Raw genomic sequence first — 16,501 nt, 5'->3', positions numbered from 1 at the left:
TGGTCATGCTTGCCTACGCCGTCATGGCAAGTGTGCGGTATCAGGCAAACTCACTGAAACCGAAAAAAACACAACGCAGAACACGATCATCCTTGTCCGATGGTCCATACAGGAAATCAGGCGCCTCGTTGTAAAGCTTGCACAACGCCGCCTACCCGTTGCCCATATCCTCAGATGGTCCGTCTTCCGACGAACACATCAGGCCAACGCTATGTGCTCTCACTCACGATACAAAATGCAACTGTAGTGTTAGGCTCAGGACCTATTAATTGATTGAACTGAGCCTAGGTATGACAGTCGTTGCAGAAGGGACTGAAACTAGGGCTAATCGACATTCAAGCGCTCCAGATCATGACTGCTACGAGATAAATGAAGCCTGCGAAATGGATGGTTCTGCGATCGTAGCGCGTTGCGAAGCGACGACAATGTTTGAGGCGATTGAAGCATCGCTCGATACGGTTTCGGTCTTTGTAAAGAGCCTGGTCGTGCGGGATGAACACCTTGCGGTTCCGTTTTGACGGAATGACAGCCTCTGCGTTCATGACAGCAATCTGTTCGCGGAGCCCATTGCTGTCATAAGCCTTATCGGCGATGACCGCGCCCGCAGTCTGGCCTTCGAGCAATGCAGATGCCTGGGTAGCGTCATGAACCTGACCGCCGGTGATAATGAACCGTAACGGTCACCCCAGAGCGTCGGCCAGCATGTGGATCTTGGTGGTTAATCCCCCTCTGGAACGCCCCAGCGCCTGATTTTGCGCCCCCCTTTTCCGGTTGCCGCGTGCTGGTGGGCACGGACAATGGTGCTATCGATCATCAGATACGCGTTGTCACGATCGGCGGTCAGCGCAGTGAATACCCGCTCCCATACGCCCGCATGGCATCAACGACTGAAGCGCCGGTGAACCGTCTTCCAGTTTCCATAGCGTTCAGGCAGATCGCACCAGTGGGCACCGGATCGCAAGACCCATAAACATCCGTTTACGAACAGACGATTATCCGATCCAGTCCGCCCAGGATCACTCGCTTTCCCAGGCAACAAAACCCTGATCTGCTCCCACTGCGCTGTGCTGTGCTGTGCTCAATTCGTATCGCTTGATCCCCATCGCCCGTTCTCCACATCAACACGGAGACCTATGAAGCAGCGATTAGCCTATTTGGAAATCCTGAATGTCGATTGGCCCTAACTACTAGAGTGGCGTTTTGATTTTCTCCGGCCTCATTGCCAGACAAACAAGAAGGCATCCGCCGATCGCGAACGCGGCTGCCACAACAGGTATCTCGGCATAAGACGCTCCTGCTGAGATAATGAGGCTGCCGGCCCATGCCCCGACTGCATTCCCAAAATTGAAAGAACTCTGATTGACCGCTGAAGCAATATTGGGAGACGCACCTGATGCGGTCACAACATATGACTGCAATGGCGCCATAGGAGCATAGATGAACATCCCCCACAGAAAAAGCAGGATAATGCAGGGCCACATCTGGCGGCTGCCGGGAACCAGAGCAAGTTCCACTATGGCGACCGCCAGCATCATTCCCGCGCACGAGGGCAGCATTTTCCAGTCAGCCAGTCTGCCACCGAGCAGATTCCCAAGACATAGCCCGATGCCGATCAGCAAGAGAACCAGCGCCACACCATGCGGCGAAAGACCAATCCGGTTCTGCAGAAAGGGCGTGATATAGGTGAACAGCGCAAACATGCTGGCCGATGTAAACATGGAAACCAGCATGACTGTCAGCACAAGCGGCTGCTTGATTGCTTCAAGTTGTGCATAGAGCTTCACGGTCGGCCCACTCATTTTATCCTGAGGGATCAGGAAATAGATGGCACCCCAAGATATCAGCCCAATCATGGTGATCATACCAAACGCAAGCCGCCATGAACTATATTGGGCGATCAACGTGCCAAGAGGCACGCCCAGAATCATGGAGAGTGTAAGACCGATATAAACCAAAGAAAGAGCATTGGCGCGTTTGTCAGGCGGGACGAGCTGGCTGGCCATGACAGACGCGGCTCCGTAGAACGTGCCATGGGACAAGGATGTGATAATTCTGGCAGCCATCAGGAGCCAATAATTTGGCGCTATGCCACTGAACGTATTTCCAATAACGAAGAGCCCCATCATCAGGAGAAGTGTGGCGCGCCTGGTATAATTCCGTGTCAGGATAGCGATGACCGGTGATGCAACTGTCACGCCAATGGCATAGCCAGAAACAAGCAAGCCTGTCTGTGCAATGGAGACACCGAGGCTGCCCGACAACTCTGGCAACAGGCCCATGACAATTGTCTCGGTCGTTCCCAGACCAAAGGCACCCAGCGCCAGTGCAAGAAGTGGAAGAAGCACGGTCGATCCTTTGTCACTATCCGGAAACAGAAAATGGCAGATCACTTCGATGATCTGCCATTTGGAAAAAGCTTGGAAAAAATTCGAGCACGGATCAGGAATAGTGTTTCGACCACCCCGCCCATTGCATTCAGGTGTTAATTCCCACCCGTGAACGTATAGCTGCAAACTTTGTTCCCTGCCGGATCACGCAGATATGCAGCATATGCGCCAGGGAGGTGACTACGCGGCCCCGGCGCGCCCTCATCCGTTCCTCCATTGGCAAGCCCCGCTGCATGGAAAGCTTCCACCTCGGCGGGAGAAGACGCCGCAAAGCCAATAGTCACACCATTGCTGGTGGGCGTTTCGCCATTACCAGGGCGCGCGATGATAAACGCGGGCTTATCACGCCCATAGAGGATCCAGCCGTTGCCAAAAGGACCAAGATTTTTGATTCCCAAGGCACCCAACGCAGCATCATAGAATTGTGCCGACACCGTGACATCCTTGGCACCAAGGAAAACATGGGAAAAAACACCGTCTCCAGAAATTACAGCCATTGTCTGTCTCCTGTTACATACTGTGACCCTAAGCATCCCCAGCTTAGGAAGGGAACTGTCAGTAATGAATGACTGAACGAATAGACTTTCCTTCGTGCATCAGTTCAAACGCCGTATTGATATCTTCAAGAGGCATTGTGTGAGTTACAAAGGGAGCCAGATCGATGTCCCCCCGCATGGCGTCTTCCACCATGCGGGGAAGCTGAGTGCGTCCCTTCACACCGCCGAAAGCCGTGCCCCGCCAGGAGCGACCGGTCACGAGTTGAAAGGGACGAGTGGAAATTTCCTTCCCCGCACCAGCAACCCCGATAACGATCGACTGGCCCCAACCGCGATGTGCAGCTTCCAGTGCCGCCCGCATGACGTTGACATTACCGATACACTCAAAGGTGTGGTCAATGCCCCACCCAGTCTGTTCAACAAGAACCTGCTGGATCGGTTTGTCATAATCCTTTGGATTCAGAAAATCCGTCGCCCCGAAAGCTTTGGCCAGTTCAAATTTGTCCGGGTTGGTGTCGATAGCGTAAATACGTCCCGCCTTGGCCTGACGCGCACCCTGGATAACAGCGAGACCAATTCCTCCTAGGCCAAAGACAGCGACACTATCTCCCGGCTGAACCTTGGCTGTATTATGTACCGCGCCAATTCCTGTGGTCACTCCACATCCCAAAAGACAGACATGTCCAGGATTGGCACGCGGGTTGATCTTGGCCAAAGAAACCTCGGCTACAACAGTATATTCGCTGAAGGTAGAGCACCCCATATAGTGATAAAGAGGTTGGCCTTTATAGGAGAAACGCGATGTGCCATCTGGCATAACGCCCTTCCCCTGCGTAGCACGAACAGAAATACATAAATTTGTTTTGCCCGATTTGCAGAAAAGACATTCCCCGCACTCGGCCGTGTAGAGCGGGATCACGTGATCGCCCGGTACGACACTGGTCACACCCTCTCCCACTTCAACGACAATACCCGCGCCCTCATGCCCCAGCACTGTTGGAAACAGCCCTTCGGGATCTTCACCAGACAGGGTAAACGCATCGGTATGACACACGCCGGTATGAGTGATTTTAACCAGCACTTCCCCCGCACGCGGCGGTTCAACATCAATTTCTACGATTTCCAGAGGTTTTCTGGCCTCGAAAGCAACTGCTGCACGAGATTTCACGTTTTTAATCCTTTTGCTGTTGCCAGCATTATTCCAGAAGAGGCAGGCTTTTATTGTTCAGTGTTAGCGCAGATAAGAACGAACGAGCGCAACAACCCCCTCAATTGTTTCCTGTTTCTGATCGACACCGTTTCCAGACTGAGCAAACTCCTCACGAAGATGGCTTTCAAGGACGCTTGACATCAATCCATTGACGGCCCCACGCACGGCCGCCAGTTGTTGCAGGACAGGAGCACAGTCTGCTCCCTGCTCCAGAGAATTTTCCAGCGCGTCCAATTGGCCGCGAATACGTCTCACCCTTGCAAGAGCCCGTTTCTTTTCCACAGGTGTATGAGGCATGCGACTTCACTCTTAATACTGGATGGGAGTATTTTTAGATACTCCCATCCAGTTTATCAATGACGACAAACGCCTCTCTCGGGAACGTGATGATTGGTCTTAAACTCCGTCACCGAAAATGCAGGTCACCATCTTCGTTTCACAAAGAAACCGTTCCAGGACCTGCTGAAGCGAGATGTGTTCCCAGATAGTCAATAAGCGCGGTCACGCGGCGCGCAAGCCGACGCCCGTGGGGGTAGACAGCATAGACATTTGTCTCGGTCATAGAAAAAGCGTCCAGAACTGCTTCCAGACGACCGGCGGCGATATCATCTTCCACGTCGCAACTGGATTTGAGCACGACACCGGCGCCGGCAACGGCCCAGTTTCTGAGTGTCCCGCCATCATTAGCCAGCCGGTCACCGCTGACCTTTACCGTGAACTCGTGGTTTTTTTCCCGAAAGACCCAGTTCGCCTGCGGTGCACCGGGACGAGCCAAGACCATGCAGTTATGCTGCATCAACTCACGAGGATGGTCTGGACGTCCATACTGTGCCCAATAATCAGGCGATGCACACACATACCGGCGCCCTCGCATGAGAAGACGCGCAGTAAGCTGGGAGTCTGCAAGCTGTCCCATCCGAATTGCGAGATCATAACGGTCTTCCAGAAGATCCTTGACCGCATCCGTCAGCATCAATTCGATCGCAATCCCTGGATGGCTTCTCATGAACGCGTCAATGAGCGGTGCCAGACGATTCCGTCCAAAATCGTTGGTCGCCGTAATGCGAATCACACCTTGCAATTCCCCTTTGTCGGAGAGATTTTCTAACGCTTCCGCAAGGTCATCCAGTATCCTGCGGCAATCTGTCAGAAAGCGCTCTCCTTCAGGTGTGAACGCAAGACGCCGCGTTGAGCGCCTTACCAGTGACACCCCAACCCTCGCCTCAAGTGTTTGCAGTCCCAAGGTCACCGTTGAAGGAGACAGGCCCCGGACACGGGCAACTGCGGCAAGACTGCCTTGCTCGGCGATATCCACATAGAGCCGAAGAAGATCAAACTGATCCATTATTCGTCCTGATCGAATGGTTTCTTATTTAAGTCAGTGATTATCGCATGCTCTTATAATGATAATGTTGGAAACACTTGTCAGCACCCACATGGAGACAAACACCTGTGCCTTCTCTGAAACACGCGGTTGTGGCGGGTGGACTTGGCGTCATAGGGCGCAATCTCGTCACCCATCTCAGCACACAGTCAGACTGGAAAGTGACGGGACTCTCCCGCCGCCGGCCAGATTTCGAGACATCAGCAGCGTTTCTCTCTGTCGATCTGACAGATGCAGCGGCAACACGCGACACGTCAGCTACTTTGAAAGATGTCACGCATGTTTTTTATGCCGCCTATCAGGAACATGCGGATCCCGGAAGGCAGGTTGATGTCAATCTCACCATGCTCCGCAATCTTGTAGAATCCCTTGATGAAACGTCCCCCCATCTCAAGCGCGTCGTCCTCTATGAGGGCGCTAAATACTACGGCGCTCATCTTGGCGCGTTTCCAACACCCGCGATCGAAAGCGATCCACGGCAGATGCCGCCGCTTTTTTACTATGATCAGGAAGACTGGCTGCGGGCGAAAGCGGCCACACGATCGTGGGATATGGTCGTTCTCCGGCCTGACGTCGTCTGTGGGTTCGCCATTGGCAACCCGATGAACCTCTCCATGGTCATCGCCGTCTATGCTGCCATTTCGAAGGAACTCGGTCTGCCGCTTCGTTTTCCGGGCACGCCAGACTGCTATAATCGGCTGGCGCAGGTCACGGATGCGTCACAACTCGCCGCAGGATCGCAATGGGCGGCCGACCATGCTGCAGCCGGTGAAGCTTACAATCTGACAAATGGCGATCTGTTCCGCTGGCACACGATCTGGAAACAGGTTGCCGCTTATTTTGGTATGGAACTCGGTGCGCCGATGACCATTTCTCTTACCGAAATGATGGCGGACAAGGGACCCGTCTGGGACCGGATCGTTGAAAAACATGGTTTGGTCACGGTGCCATTCGAAAAAATCGCGGCATGGGGATTCGGAGACTTCATTTTCCGCTGTGACTGGGATGTCATCAGCTCAACAACCAAAATCAGGCAGGCCGGATTCCATCCCTGCGTTGACTCACAGGCGATGTTTATCCGCCTGTTTGATGAGTTCAGAAACCGGAAGATTATTCCCTGACCCGTCACTGGAACGTGCAGCCGTAGACGAAACATCACTGGACAGATCTGGAAACATAGAGAGATCCACATCGGGAGTGACTTATTGCCAGAGAACACACGGACCGGCTCCACCAAAAAGAACGCTCACGGTCGCCTGCTGACTTTTCTAGCGCTGCTGGTGGCGGGCACGTTTTTTATGGAAAATCTGGACGCCACCATCATCACGCCCGCCATTCCGGCTATGGCGCATGATTTTCTTGTCGCACCGGCTGATCTCAATCTGGGCGTCAGCATATACATGCTGACACTCGGTGTTTTCATTCCCGTCAGTGGATGGGTGGCCGAGCGGTTTGGAGCACGCCCTGTCTTCACCCTGGCTATTGCACTTTTTACCGTCGCCTCGCTGCTCTGCGGCATGGCACACACATTCTGGCAGTTTGTCGCTTTCCGGTTTCTGCAGGGCATAGGGGGCGCCATGATGGTCCCCGTCGGGCGCCTTGTTGTCTTACATGCCACCCCCAAGGATCGCCTTATTCCTGTTATGGCAACGCTGACATGGCCGGGGTTGGTAGCACCTGTGCTTGGGCCTCCGCTGGGAGGATTTCTGACAGACCATTCCGGCTGGCAATGGATTTTCTACCTGAACATCCCACTCGGGATTGCGGCTTGCGCACTTGCGCTTCGCCTCGTACCCTCAGGCGGGACCTCACAGGAACGCCCTTTTGACTGGTCAGGGTTTCTGCTGACTGTCTCTGGCCTGTTCTGCCTTCTCTATGCGGCTGAGCTTCTCGGACATAATCCCGTGAGGTGGGGCCGGGTTGGCGTCCTGTCTGCCGGAGGCATTCTGCTGTCCGGGGGCGCCGTCCTGCATTTCCGCCGGAGCCCAGCCCCGATGCTGACTCTGGAAGCACTGAACGTTCCGACATTCGCAGTGACAATCTGGGGTGGGTCCCTGTTCCGGATGGGCGTCAGCGCCGTACCATTTCTCCTCCCGCTGATGCTTCAGATGGGGTTGCATTATAGCGCGTGGAAAGCGGGCGCCATGCTGACGGCTGTCTTTGCAGGCAATCTTGTCATGAAGCCCATGACAACGCCAATCCTGCAACTTTTTGGCTTCCGGCCCGTCCTGCTCATCAATGGTATTCTCAATGCCCTTACCATAGCTCTTTGTGCCTTGATCGGCCCCTCTCTTCCTCTCTATGCGCTTGTGCTGATCCTGTTTTTAAGTGGCATGACGCGGTCAATGCAGTTTACCGCCCTGAACACGATTGCTTTTGCGGACATACCCCAGGAGGAGATGCCAAACGCCAACACACTGTTCTCGACGGCTTTTCAACTGGCTCTCGGGCTGGGCATAGCACTTGGGGCTATTGCCTGGCGCCTTGGCACATTCGCCTTCCCTCACGCTGATGCTCTCTCCGCGTTCAGAGTAGCGTTCCTCATTGTTTCCGCAGTTTCTCTGGCCGGTGTGCTTGACACTCTCAAGCTGCCTCACGATGCCGCGAACCACGTAGCTCACTCCAGAAAAAAGGTTTCATAAACATGTCAGTTTCAGGAAAACGGATTCTGGTCATCGGTGGCACATCCGGCATTGGTCTTGGAATTGCTCAGGCAGCAACGGCCGAAGGCGCTCATGTCACCGTTGCCTCTCGTACACCAGATAAGGTCTCTGCGGCGACGTCGTCTCTTGGTCACGGTGCTCGCGGTCAGGTTCTCGACACGGGTGATCATCAGCAGATTGAAACCTTCTTTTCTGAGGAGCCTCCCTTTGATCATGTGATCGTTTCTGCCGCCAGCACCAAGGTTGCCGCAGTTCGAGAACTGCCTTTGGCTGACGCGCTGGCCTCCATGAACTCAAAGTTCTGGGGAGCTTACCGCGTTGCCCGTGCCGCCCGATTTATGGACAATGGATCGCTAACGCTGGTGTCCGGGTTTCTGTCCATCCGTCCGAAAAAAGGCGCCGCCATCCAGGGCGCAATCAATGCAGCCCTGGAAGGACTGACGCGGGGACTTGCGCTTGAATTCGCGCCGGTACGTGTCAACTGTGTATCCCCCGGACTGATCATGACCGAAATGTATGACAGTCTGGGAAATGATGCCCGTCGCACCCTGTTTGATGGGGCTGCCCAGCGCCTACCCGCAGGCATTGTGGGCAAGCCGGACCATATTGCGGTTCAGGTCATGGCGTTCCTCAACAACCCTTATATGACCGGCAGCACCGTCTATGTCGATGGTGGCGGCTCACTGGTTTAATCAATTGCGTTACCAGCAGGCTTTATGAAAGGACCACAAAACATGACACCCAGATCACTTGGAACCACAGGATTTGCTATTGCACCCATCGTTTTTGGCGGCAATGTATTTGGCTGGACGATTGATGAGAAAACCAGTTTCGACGTGCTTGATGCATTCGTGGACCACGGGTTTGATGCGATTGATACTGCGGACGTCTACTCCGCATGGGCTCCCGGAAATAAAGGAGGAGAGTCAGAAAAAATTATCGGGAACTGGCTAAAAAACCGCCCGGGTGTTCGTCAAAAAGTAAAGATCTTTACTAAAGTTGGATCTGATCTGGGCAGTCCCGGAAAAAAAGGCCTGTCGAAAAAATGGATCCTGCAGGCAGTTGAAGACTCTCTCTCCCGTCTCGGTATCGAACGGATCGACCTGTATTTTTCTCATTGGCCCGACCCTGAAACGCCCTATGAAGAAACGCTTTCCGCTTATGAGACTTTACTTGAAGCCGGCAAAATCCGTGCTGTAGGTGCGTCAAACCTGGATGCGACACAGCTTGCTCAGTCGCTCAAGGTCGCACAACAGTTTTCTCTTCCACGCTATCAGGTGCTTCAGCCAGAATATAATCTATATGACAGGCAAGCATTTGACGGTGACCTGCGTGACCTTTGCATCGCCAATGATATTGGTGTCGTTACTTATTACAGTCTGGCATCGGGCTTTCTTTCTGGAAAATACCGGGGTCAGGCAGATCTGACGCAGAGCAAACGTGGCGAAGGCGTCGCAAAATATCTCACGCCTCGAGGGACACGTATTCTTGCGGCTCTGGACAAAATTGCTGAAAGCCATAATGCCCAGAACGCAGAGATTGCTCTGGCCTGGCTAATCGCCCGCAAAGGTGTGACGGCTCCAATTGCCAGTGCGACGAAGCGAAGCCACGTCGAAAGTTTCGCCCGGGCTGCATCCCTGATCCTCTCGCTTGACGAGATCAAGGAACTGGATGCCGCCAGCGCCCCGTGACGAGATCATGGTCTATACGCCGAAGCGGGGAGAAAGGAAGAACAATGAACAGGTGGCAACCAAAGGGACTGATCGCGGTGGACAAGCAGGGAGACCGTATCCTGTTTCTTGACCCGATCAGTCTGGCTACTCTTGACTGCATCCCGTCAATGCCCTCCCTGCCCCATGAACTTGCGTTGAACACCCAACGGACAAAAGCTTTCGTCCCGGCTTACGGAGATGGTATCCACGGGGATAATCCGCATCCCAACCATTACATATCGGTTATTGACCTTCAGTCTCGCAAGAGGGTGAAGGACATTGATATCTCTCCTCTTACATCGCCCCATACTCTCAGATTCGGCCCGTCTGGTCTGCTCTATGTGTGTTGTGAAAATAGTGCCGTAGTCGCCGCGATCGACACAATCCGCGATCAGGTTATACAGAAGTGGCCGACCGGATCGTCCAATACACACCGCTTGACCATTCTCCCTGAAACCGGAAAAATCGTTACCGAAAATGAGGAAGATGCAACACTGACTGTTCTTGATCTCTCAACGGGGCGTCGTGTGAGAACCATCCCGTTGTCATCTCCAACCGCAGGGATCACGCATTTGCCGGATGAGCGCCGCATCGTTGTCACAGACGCACAAAGCCCACGACTACTGATTGTCGACATAGAAACCGGGCAGCTAACAGAAACGGTCACTTTAACGGCTCACAAACGTCCCGCTCAGGTCGTCAAATGTGACCCTCACCAACAGTGGCTTGTCGCGATCGGTGACCATGAACCCGTTCTGACAGCCATCCATCTATCTGACTGGACTCAGAAGCCCGCGCATGTTGGCAACAAACCGATGGATGGTGACTTTCATCCTGATGGCAAGCATTTTCTTGTTGCCAATGAAGGCGATGGCACTCTGAGTGAAGTCCTTCTGTCGAGCGGCGCAACTCTTCGCACCGTACCAGCCGGAAAGGGCTGCGAAACACTCGCATTTTTCTAATCCGGCTTCATCTCCTCCCTTTCTCTGAGGGATCTAGTAAGAGGAAATTTTTCGCATGATTATTAATCTTCAAGGCAAAACAGCCATTGTCAGCGGTGCCTCAGGTGGCATCGGTTTCGCTATTGCGCAGGGTCTTGCAGCAAGCGGTGCTCATGTCATCGTCAACGGTCGTCGGCAAGAGGCTGTTGATGAAGCCGTGGCAAAAATAGGAAGCAATGCGACGGGCTATGTCGGGGATCTTGGCACCGCTAATGGATGCGCCGCCCTGATAAAAGCCCATCCCCACTGCGATATCCTCATCAACAATCTCGGCATCTACGATCGTGGGGAATTTTCCGAAACCAGCGACGATGTCTGGGAGCGTTTCTTTCAGATCAACGTCATGTCGGGTGTCAGATTATCACGCGCCTATATCCCGGGGATGAAAGAAAAAAACTGGGGGCGAATTGTTTTCATTTCCTCTGAATCCGCCTTCAATATTCCGCCTGAAATGGTGCATTACGGCTTCACGAAACTGGGACAGATCGCAATTGCACGCGGCCTTGCCAAAACTCTGGCCGGGACAAATGTGACCGTCAATTCTGTTCTGCCTGGCCCCACCCTTTCGGAAGGGCTGGAAAAAATGTTGAAGCCTGAGCAGGAAAAAACCGGAAAATCCATTGAAGAACTGGCCGCCGACTTCACGATACGCAACCGCCCATCCTCCATCATTCGACGGGCCGCGACAGTTGAGGAAGTCGCCAACATGGTTGTGTATGTCTGCTCTGAACAGGCATCAGCCACGACAGGCGCGAGCCTTCGCGTCGAAGGCGGCGTGATTGACAGTATCTGATGCGGGAAAAGGGAGGGAACAAGCCCCCCTCCCCCTTCTTCCGGGAGTATTAAGATGGAACACACCTCTTCCGATCTGACACGCAGGACGGTCATCGCTGCATTTGCCCTGAGTGCCCATCCCGCATTCGCCCGCCGCAACGGCCGCTGAAAGTAGCCCGCTCAGGATGCTCAATATCCTGACTTTAAAGCCAGATCACCTGTCCGCCTTCCTTCCTCTCATGCAAAACAATGCACACGAGAGCCGAAAAGAACCTGGGAACGAAGCCTTCTGGGTGTTTCAGGATGAGCAAGGCGGTAATACACTTTATCTGATCGAAAGCTGGACGTCGCAGAGCGCTCTTGATGCCCATATGCGAACCGCCCCACTCCGCGCCGTTCAGAAAGCCGGACAGCAGGCTTTGGCATCCCCTCCCGTCTCCCTGCCCATCAAAGCAACGACGCTTGTACCCGCGTTTGATTTACGACCGGTTCAGCAGACCGGACACACACGGAACGTACTTGTGCGTCTTCATGTGCAACCCACCGCAAAAAAAGATTTCCTGCAGATCATCCAGAACACTCTGCCTCAGGCCCGAAAGGCACATGGCAACCTGATTTACGATTTTTTTGAGGTGAAGGACGACCCCGACCAATTCATCCTTTTCGAGCGCTGGGACAGTGTTGCCAGCCATGAAGCCAACCTGACACTTCCCTACGCGAAAAAGCTTGGGGCTATATTGCCATCACTTCTCGCCAGCGCATCCGATCGACATCTTCTGAAGGATGTCGCTCCCTAAACAAAGGTCAAATTCTCCAACTGTCCTATCAGGACACAAGATGAAGCGAGACAGGTTCTCTTGGGCTATGCGGTGCCTGAACGGCGTAACCGATACGGCCCAGCATCTGTATTCGCTCTGTTCCCTGTGCGGCTAAAAGGGCATGAATCTCTTTTTTCATGGGCTCGATAGCCGGAAAATCCTGCAAGGATTGACTATGAGGTTGAAGCTTCAGCCCCATAGCCGTCACAGCCAGATGCAGATGGGCCCATTCTCGTCCTGCATTGAACATGGAGACACGTGAGTTGTCAGCAGTGACAACCCACATATAGGCACGGCCTGTGTCTAGAGCAGCAAGGTATCGGGAGACCAGATCCTGGAGAACCTTACTTTTTGGTGTTAAAAAAGCCAGTCGCAACGCTTCACCGTCAGACGCGTATTGCTCCGCCTCAGACGTCACGATAGCAGGCCCCCATCGATAAGATGTCGTTTCCGCACGCCCGATCCGCGTCACATTGAATAACTCCCGACATGCCGCATCATCACTCATCGCAGCACGATAGGCCTGACGGGCCACTGTCCGGATCCGGGAGGCTTCCGCAAGGTACGCCGTACCATGAATTGAGGCAAGGCGAAGCCCACCGACAGTCAGTTTCGTAATGTCCCTCTGGGTGACGTGTCTCGTCAGATCAAAAGGTAATCTGTTTGTAGAACGCTGAAGAACATGGTCAACCAGCCCCTCAGGGGCTCTTTTGGATGGTGTTGTTAACTTCAGTTGAGCAACAGGCCGGCTATCAAGTTCTTGTTCTGACGCTCCGTCAGGGAAGGGTATGATTTCTGTTTCATACCCGCCAACACGCGCACCAAGACGAAATAATTCACAAAATGTCCCAAACGAAACGGTAATCTGACGATCAATCGGATCTGTCGCTGGCAGACGACGGGAAAGATCTGCATAAAGCAGCACCGTGTCATCACCGACAAGACGCGCACGCCATGGCTGCAAATTCTGGGCGTTAGGAGCAAGAATTCCAAAGGCTATGGCAAGAATACGCGGATCTGGAAAGGCCTCGCTATCTGGAAGGCTGTTCCAGCATGCCCATGGATCATTCCCTTTCCTAGGTGCTGCCTGTGATCGCGACGGTAGGATCCACATCCCGGAACACACAAGACCAGCAAAGCCAAACCCGAAAATTTTCCGACGTGTGAAAGTATTCCTGAGCATATGGCGCACGCCCCTAGTGTACGATTACTGCAGTTCCTGTAAAAGGGCCTTATGAAAGGCAGCAGGATCCTGCAACTGTGGTGTATGTCCCAGTTCGGGAAATTCAATCAGATGGGCTCCGGGAATGGCCTGAGCTGCCGCTTTACCAAGCTCCGGATAATGCCCCAGTTTTGCCTGAATATCCGGTGAGGCCCCGTCACTTCCAATTGCTGTGACATCTTTATCACCGATCATCAAGGTGGTTAGGGGTTTAAGGCGCGAGAGCTCGTAAATCACTGGCTGTGTCGCTATCATGTCGTACAGAAGTGCGGAATTCCATGCCACACTGTCGCGATCTGGCCCTCTGTACATTCCCGCAAGCATCTGTACCCATGGTTCATAGCGCGAATTCCATTGACCAGCATAATATACCTTTCGTTCATAGGCGCGTATCTGGTCTGCGGTCTTGCCCCGCTCACGAGCGTACCAGGCGTCTACCGTACGATAGGGAACACCTTTTGCCTGCCAGTCTTCCAGCCCAACGGGATCAACAAGCACCAGACGTGATACCGCGTTTGGAAACATCAGGGCATACCGAATGGCAAGCATGCCACCTGTAGAATGCCCGATCATCACAGCTCTGGGAATAGCAAGCTGGCGCAGAAGCTCATGGGTATTGCTCGCCAGTTGGCCAAAACTGAACTGATATGCACGGGGCTTGCTGGATTTACAAAATCCGATCTGATCTGGCGCAACTACCCGATACCCTTGATGCACCAGAATCTGGATGGTTTCCTTCCACGTCGCCGCACAGAAATTTTTACCATGCAGGAGTACCGCCACCTGGCCATTAGGATGATCAGACTGCACATCCATATAGGCCATATGCAAATTCTGTTGCTGGGAGCGAAAAGAAAACTCTGAAACTGACCAGGGATATTCAAACCCCTGCAATTCTGAGCCATATACGGGCATATCCGGCTCCGCAGCGTAAGCTTGGGACCGTGTCACCGCCCCACAGAGCAGAGCATATCCGAAAAGAGAACAAAATACGACCGACAGCTTGCTTCTCATCCTTCGACACCGCTCCCAAGCATTATACCGTTTATATCTTTTGGCAGTTGAACGGAAAGAACCAGAAACGGTGCCCGTGTCTCGTCTCGTCCATTGTTAAACATCGCCAGTTTCTGTAACTGTGCACACGGAATATAGAGCCTGCGATGCCGATCTATGAACAGGGCATCAGGAGATACCAGTCGACTATCCTGAATCAACGTGGCTCTTCTCCCGTCGGGAGAGAGGACCGTAATACGACTATTTTCTGCATCCGACAGATAGATATTGCCAAGCGTGTCAATGCATGTGCCGCCGATACTGGGAATTTCGGCAACAGTTTCAACGGTTTTCGCAAGCTGATCATCTGTAAGATTCTGATTGAGGAGATGAGCAATTCTGACTCTTTTAAGTGGGCCTGCCGGCACGGAAAAATAGAACCAGGTCCCCGAAGCATCAACTTCAAGATCGTCACTCGCGACGTCAGGGCGTTTTCCATCCGCGTCCTGAAGAATCCGGCCGCTGATCCCTTTATGAATGTGTTTTTTATCATGACGCATCACCGGGAGACCGGATAGTCGACGCAGCGTCTTTCCTGTCGCAAAGTCATGGATGATTACGCCGCCAAGACCACTATCGGTCACAAAAAGCAGGTCGCCGTGTTTTCTTAAATCATTGAATTGCGCGCCTGGGGGCATGATCGCGTCTGAAAACCGAAGGATTCTGAGAGCTTTCCCGGTAATTATATCAAATTGTATGAGCTTCTGCGCCCCTGGAGCAGGGTGCTCCCCAATCGGAGCTCCCTGATCGACCGCCCAAAGCGTGTTGTCCCGAAAAATATGAATTGCATTGACCATCACAAGAGTGTCAACACCAGCCTCCCCTGCCTGCCACGCATTCCAGCGTCCTCCCGGGAATGGAACAGGTGTTCCGTCACCCATCACTTTGGCAAGAGAAAACGTTGCCTCCATGCCTGGAAAACGTGGCATCCCTAGAAAAACCTGTCCGTCTTGGGAAACAGCAACGCCGCTGGCAATGAAAGGGGATCTGGCCACGATCTCAAGAGTCTCTGCGGCACGACCTTTTTTACACAGTAAACCTGCCACAGCTGCGGAAGCCCCCCCAACAAAGACGTTTCTTCTGGTCAAACCCCCAACAGGCAGAAAGATCTTTGTACCGAATGTCGGTTTCATGACAGGTTTTCCTAGTTAAGACGCAGACTAGTGAGACGATATTTTTAAAGCTTACTTTGTTAAAGGTTGCACACCAATAAGTTCTTTATCGTCTGGGACACGTGCAGGGGATAACGTGAAGGCCTGATCTTCTTTGATTCCCTTACGGCTCCGTTCTATGGTTTTGAGAGACTGTGGCCGACCAGAGGTGAGAGACTGCTCAATCGCCGTTAGAATCCTGACATCAAGCAGCCCTTCCCACCCGTCTGGACCAAGTTTGCGATTATGCAAAATATAGTTTGAAAAATAAGAAATTTCACCACCAAATGGAGGGTTCGAAGAACCTTGAATTACAGACTTCTTTGCCTGATTTTAGGGGCAGTAGGCTGGCATTTAAGGTTCTGGATGATCATTTTCGCTCTAGCAGCCTGTCGGATTGGGGTACCCTGTGAAGGGGTGATGTTGTAAGGTTGTGAGATGAGCAGCTTCATCCCGTTTGACCGGTCTCAGCCGTATCTTCTGCCACCGGATCTGAAGTCGTGGCTTCCTGCTGACGATATGGCGCATTTCATTGTTGCAGCCGTTGAGCGGGTTCCGATGAGCGCGTTCTGCGTGCCAGTGCGCACGGGAGGCAAGGCGCAGTATCATCCGCGCCTGATGCTGGCCCT

At 53.2% G+C, this 16,501-nt stretch carries 15 protein-coding genes and 3 pseudogenes; 9 read left to right on the top strand and 9 right to left on the bottom strand.

All coding sequences use genetic code 11. From position 1 onward, the window contains the following. Positions 1-134: pseudogene (locus KP699_RS14840) on the top strand (IS701 family transposase); the annotation flags it as partial. Positions 135-335: 201 nt separating this feature from the next. Here the strand turns inward: KP699_RS14840 and KP699_RS14835 are convergent. The 6 genes and pseudogenes from KP699_RS14835 to KP699_RS14810 form a co-directional block, all read right to left on the bottom strand. Further along, a pseudogene (locus tag KP699_RS14835) lies at positions 336-1,048 on the bottom strand (IS5 family transposase). 139 nt (positions 1,049-1,187) lie between these two features. Further along, entirely contained in the window at positions 1,188-2,345 is a 1,158-nt protein-coding gene (locus KP699_RS14830; RefSeq protein ID WP_308164933.1) for an MFS transporter, read from the bottom strand. A 137-nt stretch (positions 2,346-2,482) separates the two neighbouring features. Then, positions 2,483-2,884: a VOC family protein gene (locus tag KP699_RS14825; RefSeq protein WP_215763170.1), complete on the bottom strand. Its 402-nt coding sequence runs from the start codon at positions 2,882-2,884 to the stop codon at positions 2,483-2,485. 58 nt (positions 2,885-2,942) lie between these two features. Next, the gene (locus KP699_RS14820) at positions 2,943-4,052 is read right to left on the bottom strand and encodes an S-(hydroxymethyl)glutathione dehydrogenase/class III alcohol dehydrogenase (RefSeq protein ID WP_215763169.1); all 1,110 of its coding nucleotides are present in this window, start codon (positions 4,050-4,052) and stop codon (positions 2,943-2,945) included. Between the two features lie 63 nt (positions 4,053-4,115). Continuing rightward, positions 4,116-4,391 carry a formaldehyde-responsive transcriptional repressor FrmR gene (gene frmR, locus KP699_RS14815; protein ID WP_215763168.1) on the bottom strand — a complete coding sequence of 92 codons (276 nt, stop codon included), beginning with the start codon at positions 4,389-4,391 and terminating at the stop codon, positions 4,116-4,118. Between the two features lie 139 nt (positions 4,392-4,530). Continuing rightward, positions 4,531-5,439 (bottom strand): LysR family transcriptional regulator, encoded by a 909-nt coding sequence (locus tag KP699_RS14810; RefSeq protein ID WP_215763167.1) that lies wholly within the window; start codon positions 5,437-5,439, stop codon positions 4,531-4,533. A 107-nt stretch (positions 5,440-5,546) separates the two neighbouring features. Between KP699_RS14810 and KP699_RS14805 the strand changes: the two genes are divergently transcribed. From KP699_RS14805 to KP699_RS14775, 7 genes are all read left to right on the top strand, one after another. Continuing rightward, entirely contained in the window at positions 5,547-6,599 is a 1,053-nt protein-coding gene (locus KP699_RS14805) for an SDR family oxidoreductase (protein ID WP_215763166.1), read from the top strand. An 84-nt stretch (positions 6,600-6,683) separates the two neighbouring features. Continuing rightward, entirely contained in the window at positions 6,684-8,120 is a 1,437-nt protein-coding gene (locus KP699_RS14800; protein WP_252347116.1) for an MFS transporter, read from the top strand. Positions 8,121-8,122: 2 nt separating this feature from the next. Next, positions 8,123-8,833: an SDR family oxidoreductase gene (locus KP699_RS14795; protein WP_252347115.1), complete on the top strand. Its 711-nt coding sequence runs from the start codon at positions 8,123-8,125 to the stop codon at positions 8,831-8,833. 42 nt (positions 8,834-8,875) lie between these two features. Continuing rightward, positions 8,876-9,832: an aldo/keto reductase gene (locus KP699_RS14790; protein WP_215763165.1), complete on the top strand. Its 957-nt coding sequence runs from the start codon at positions 8,876-8,878 to the stop codon at positions 9,830-9,832. Positions 9,833-9,876: 44 nt separating this feature from the next. Next, on the top strand, positions 9,877-10,815 hold the full coding sequence (locus KP699_RS14785; RefSeq protein ID WP_215763164.1) for a cytochrome D1 domain-containing protein: 939 nt from the start codon (positions 9,877-9,879) through the stop codon (positions 10,813-10,815). Between the two features lie 55 nt (positions 10,816-10,870). After that, a complete protein-coding gene (locus KP699_RS14780) occupies positions 10,871-11,647 on the top strand; it encodes an SDR family NAD(P)-dependent oxidoreductase (protein ID WP_215763163.1) in 777 nt (258 codons plus the stop codon). Between the two features lie 112 nt (positions 11,648-11,759). After that, on the top strand, positions 11,760-12,425 hold the full coding sequence (locus KP699_RS14775; RefSeq protein WP_215763162.1) for a putative quinol monooxygenase: 666 nt from the start codon (positions 11,760-11,762) through the stop codon (positions 12,423-12,425). Positions 12,426-12,453: 28 nt separating this feature from the next. Here the strand turns inward: KP699_RS14775 and KP699_RS14770 are convergent, their stop codons facing one another. The 3 genes from KP699_RS14770 to KP699_RS14760 form a co-directional block, all read right to left on the bottom strand. Then, complete coding sequence (locus KP699_RS14770) at positions 12,454-13,629, bottom strand: hypothetical protein (RefSeq protein ID WP_215763161.1); 1,176 nt, start codon at positions 13,627-13,629, stop codon at positions 12,454-12,456. A 24-nt stretch (positions 13,630-13,653) separates the two neighbouring features. After that, positions 13,654-14,583 (bottom strand): alpha/beta fold hydrolase, encoded by a 930-nt coding sequence (locus KP699_RS14765; RefSeq protein WP_252347114.1) that lies wholly within the window; start codon positions 14,581-14,583, stop codon positions 13,654-13,656. Positions 14,584-14,678: 95 nt separating this feature from the next. Beyond that, positions 14,679-15,854 (bottom strand): L-dopachrome tautomerase-related protein, encoded by a 1,176-nt coding sequence (locus tag KP699_RS14760; RefSeq protein ID WP_215763159.1) that lies wholly within the window; start codon positions 15,852-15,854, stop codon positions 14,679-14,681. Positions 15,855-16,310: 456 nt separating this feature from the next. On the opposite strand from KP699_RS14760, the pseudogene KP699_RS14755 reads away from it, so the two are divergent. Next, positions 16,311-16,501: pseudogene (locus KP699_RS14755) on the top strand (IS5/IS1182 family transposase); the annotation flags it as partial.

The organism is Acetobacter sp. P1H12_c, assembly GCF_018811975.1.
Classification (GTDB): domain Bacteria; phylum Pseudomonadota; class Alphaproteobacteria; order Acetobacterales; family Acetobacteraceae; genus Acetobacter; species Acetobacter persici.
The sequence above is the reverse complement of the archived record's forward strand: the minus strand, read 5'-3'. Positions and strand labels throughout refer to the sequence as shown.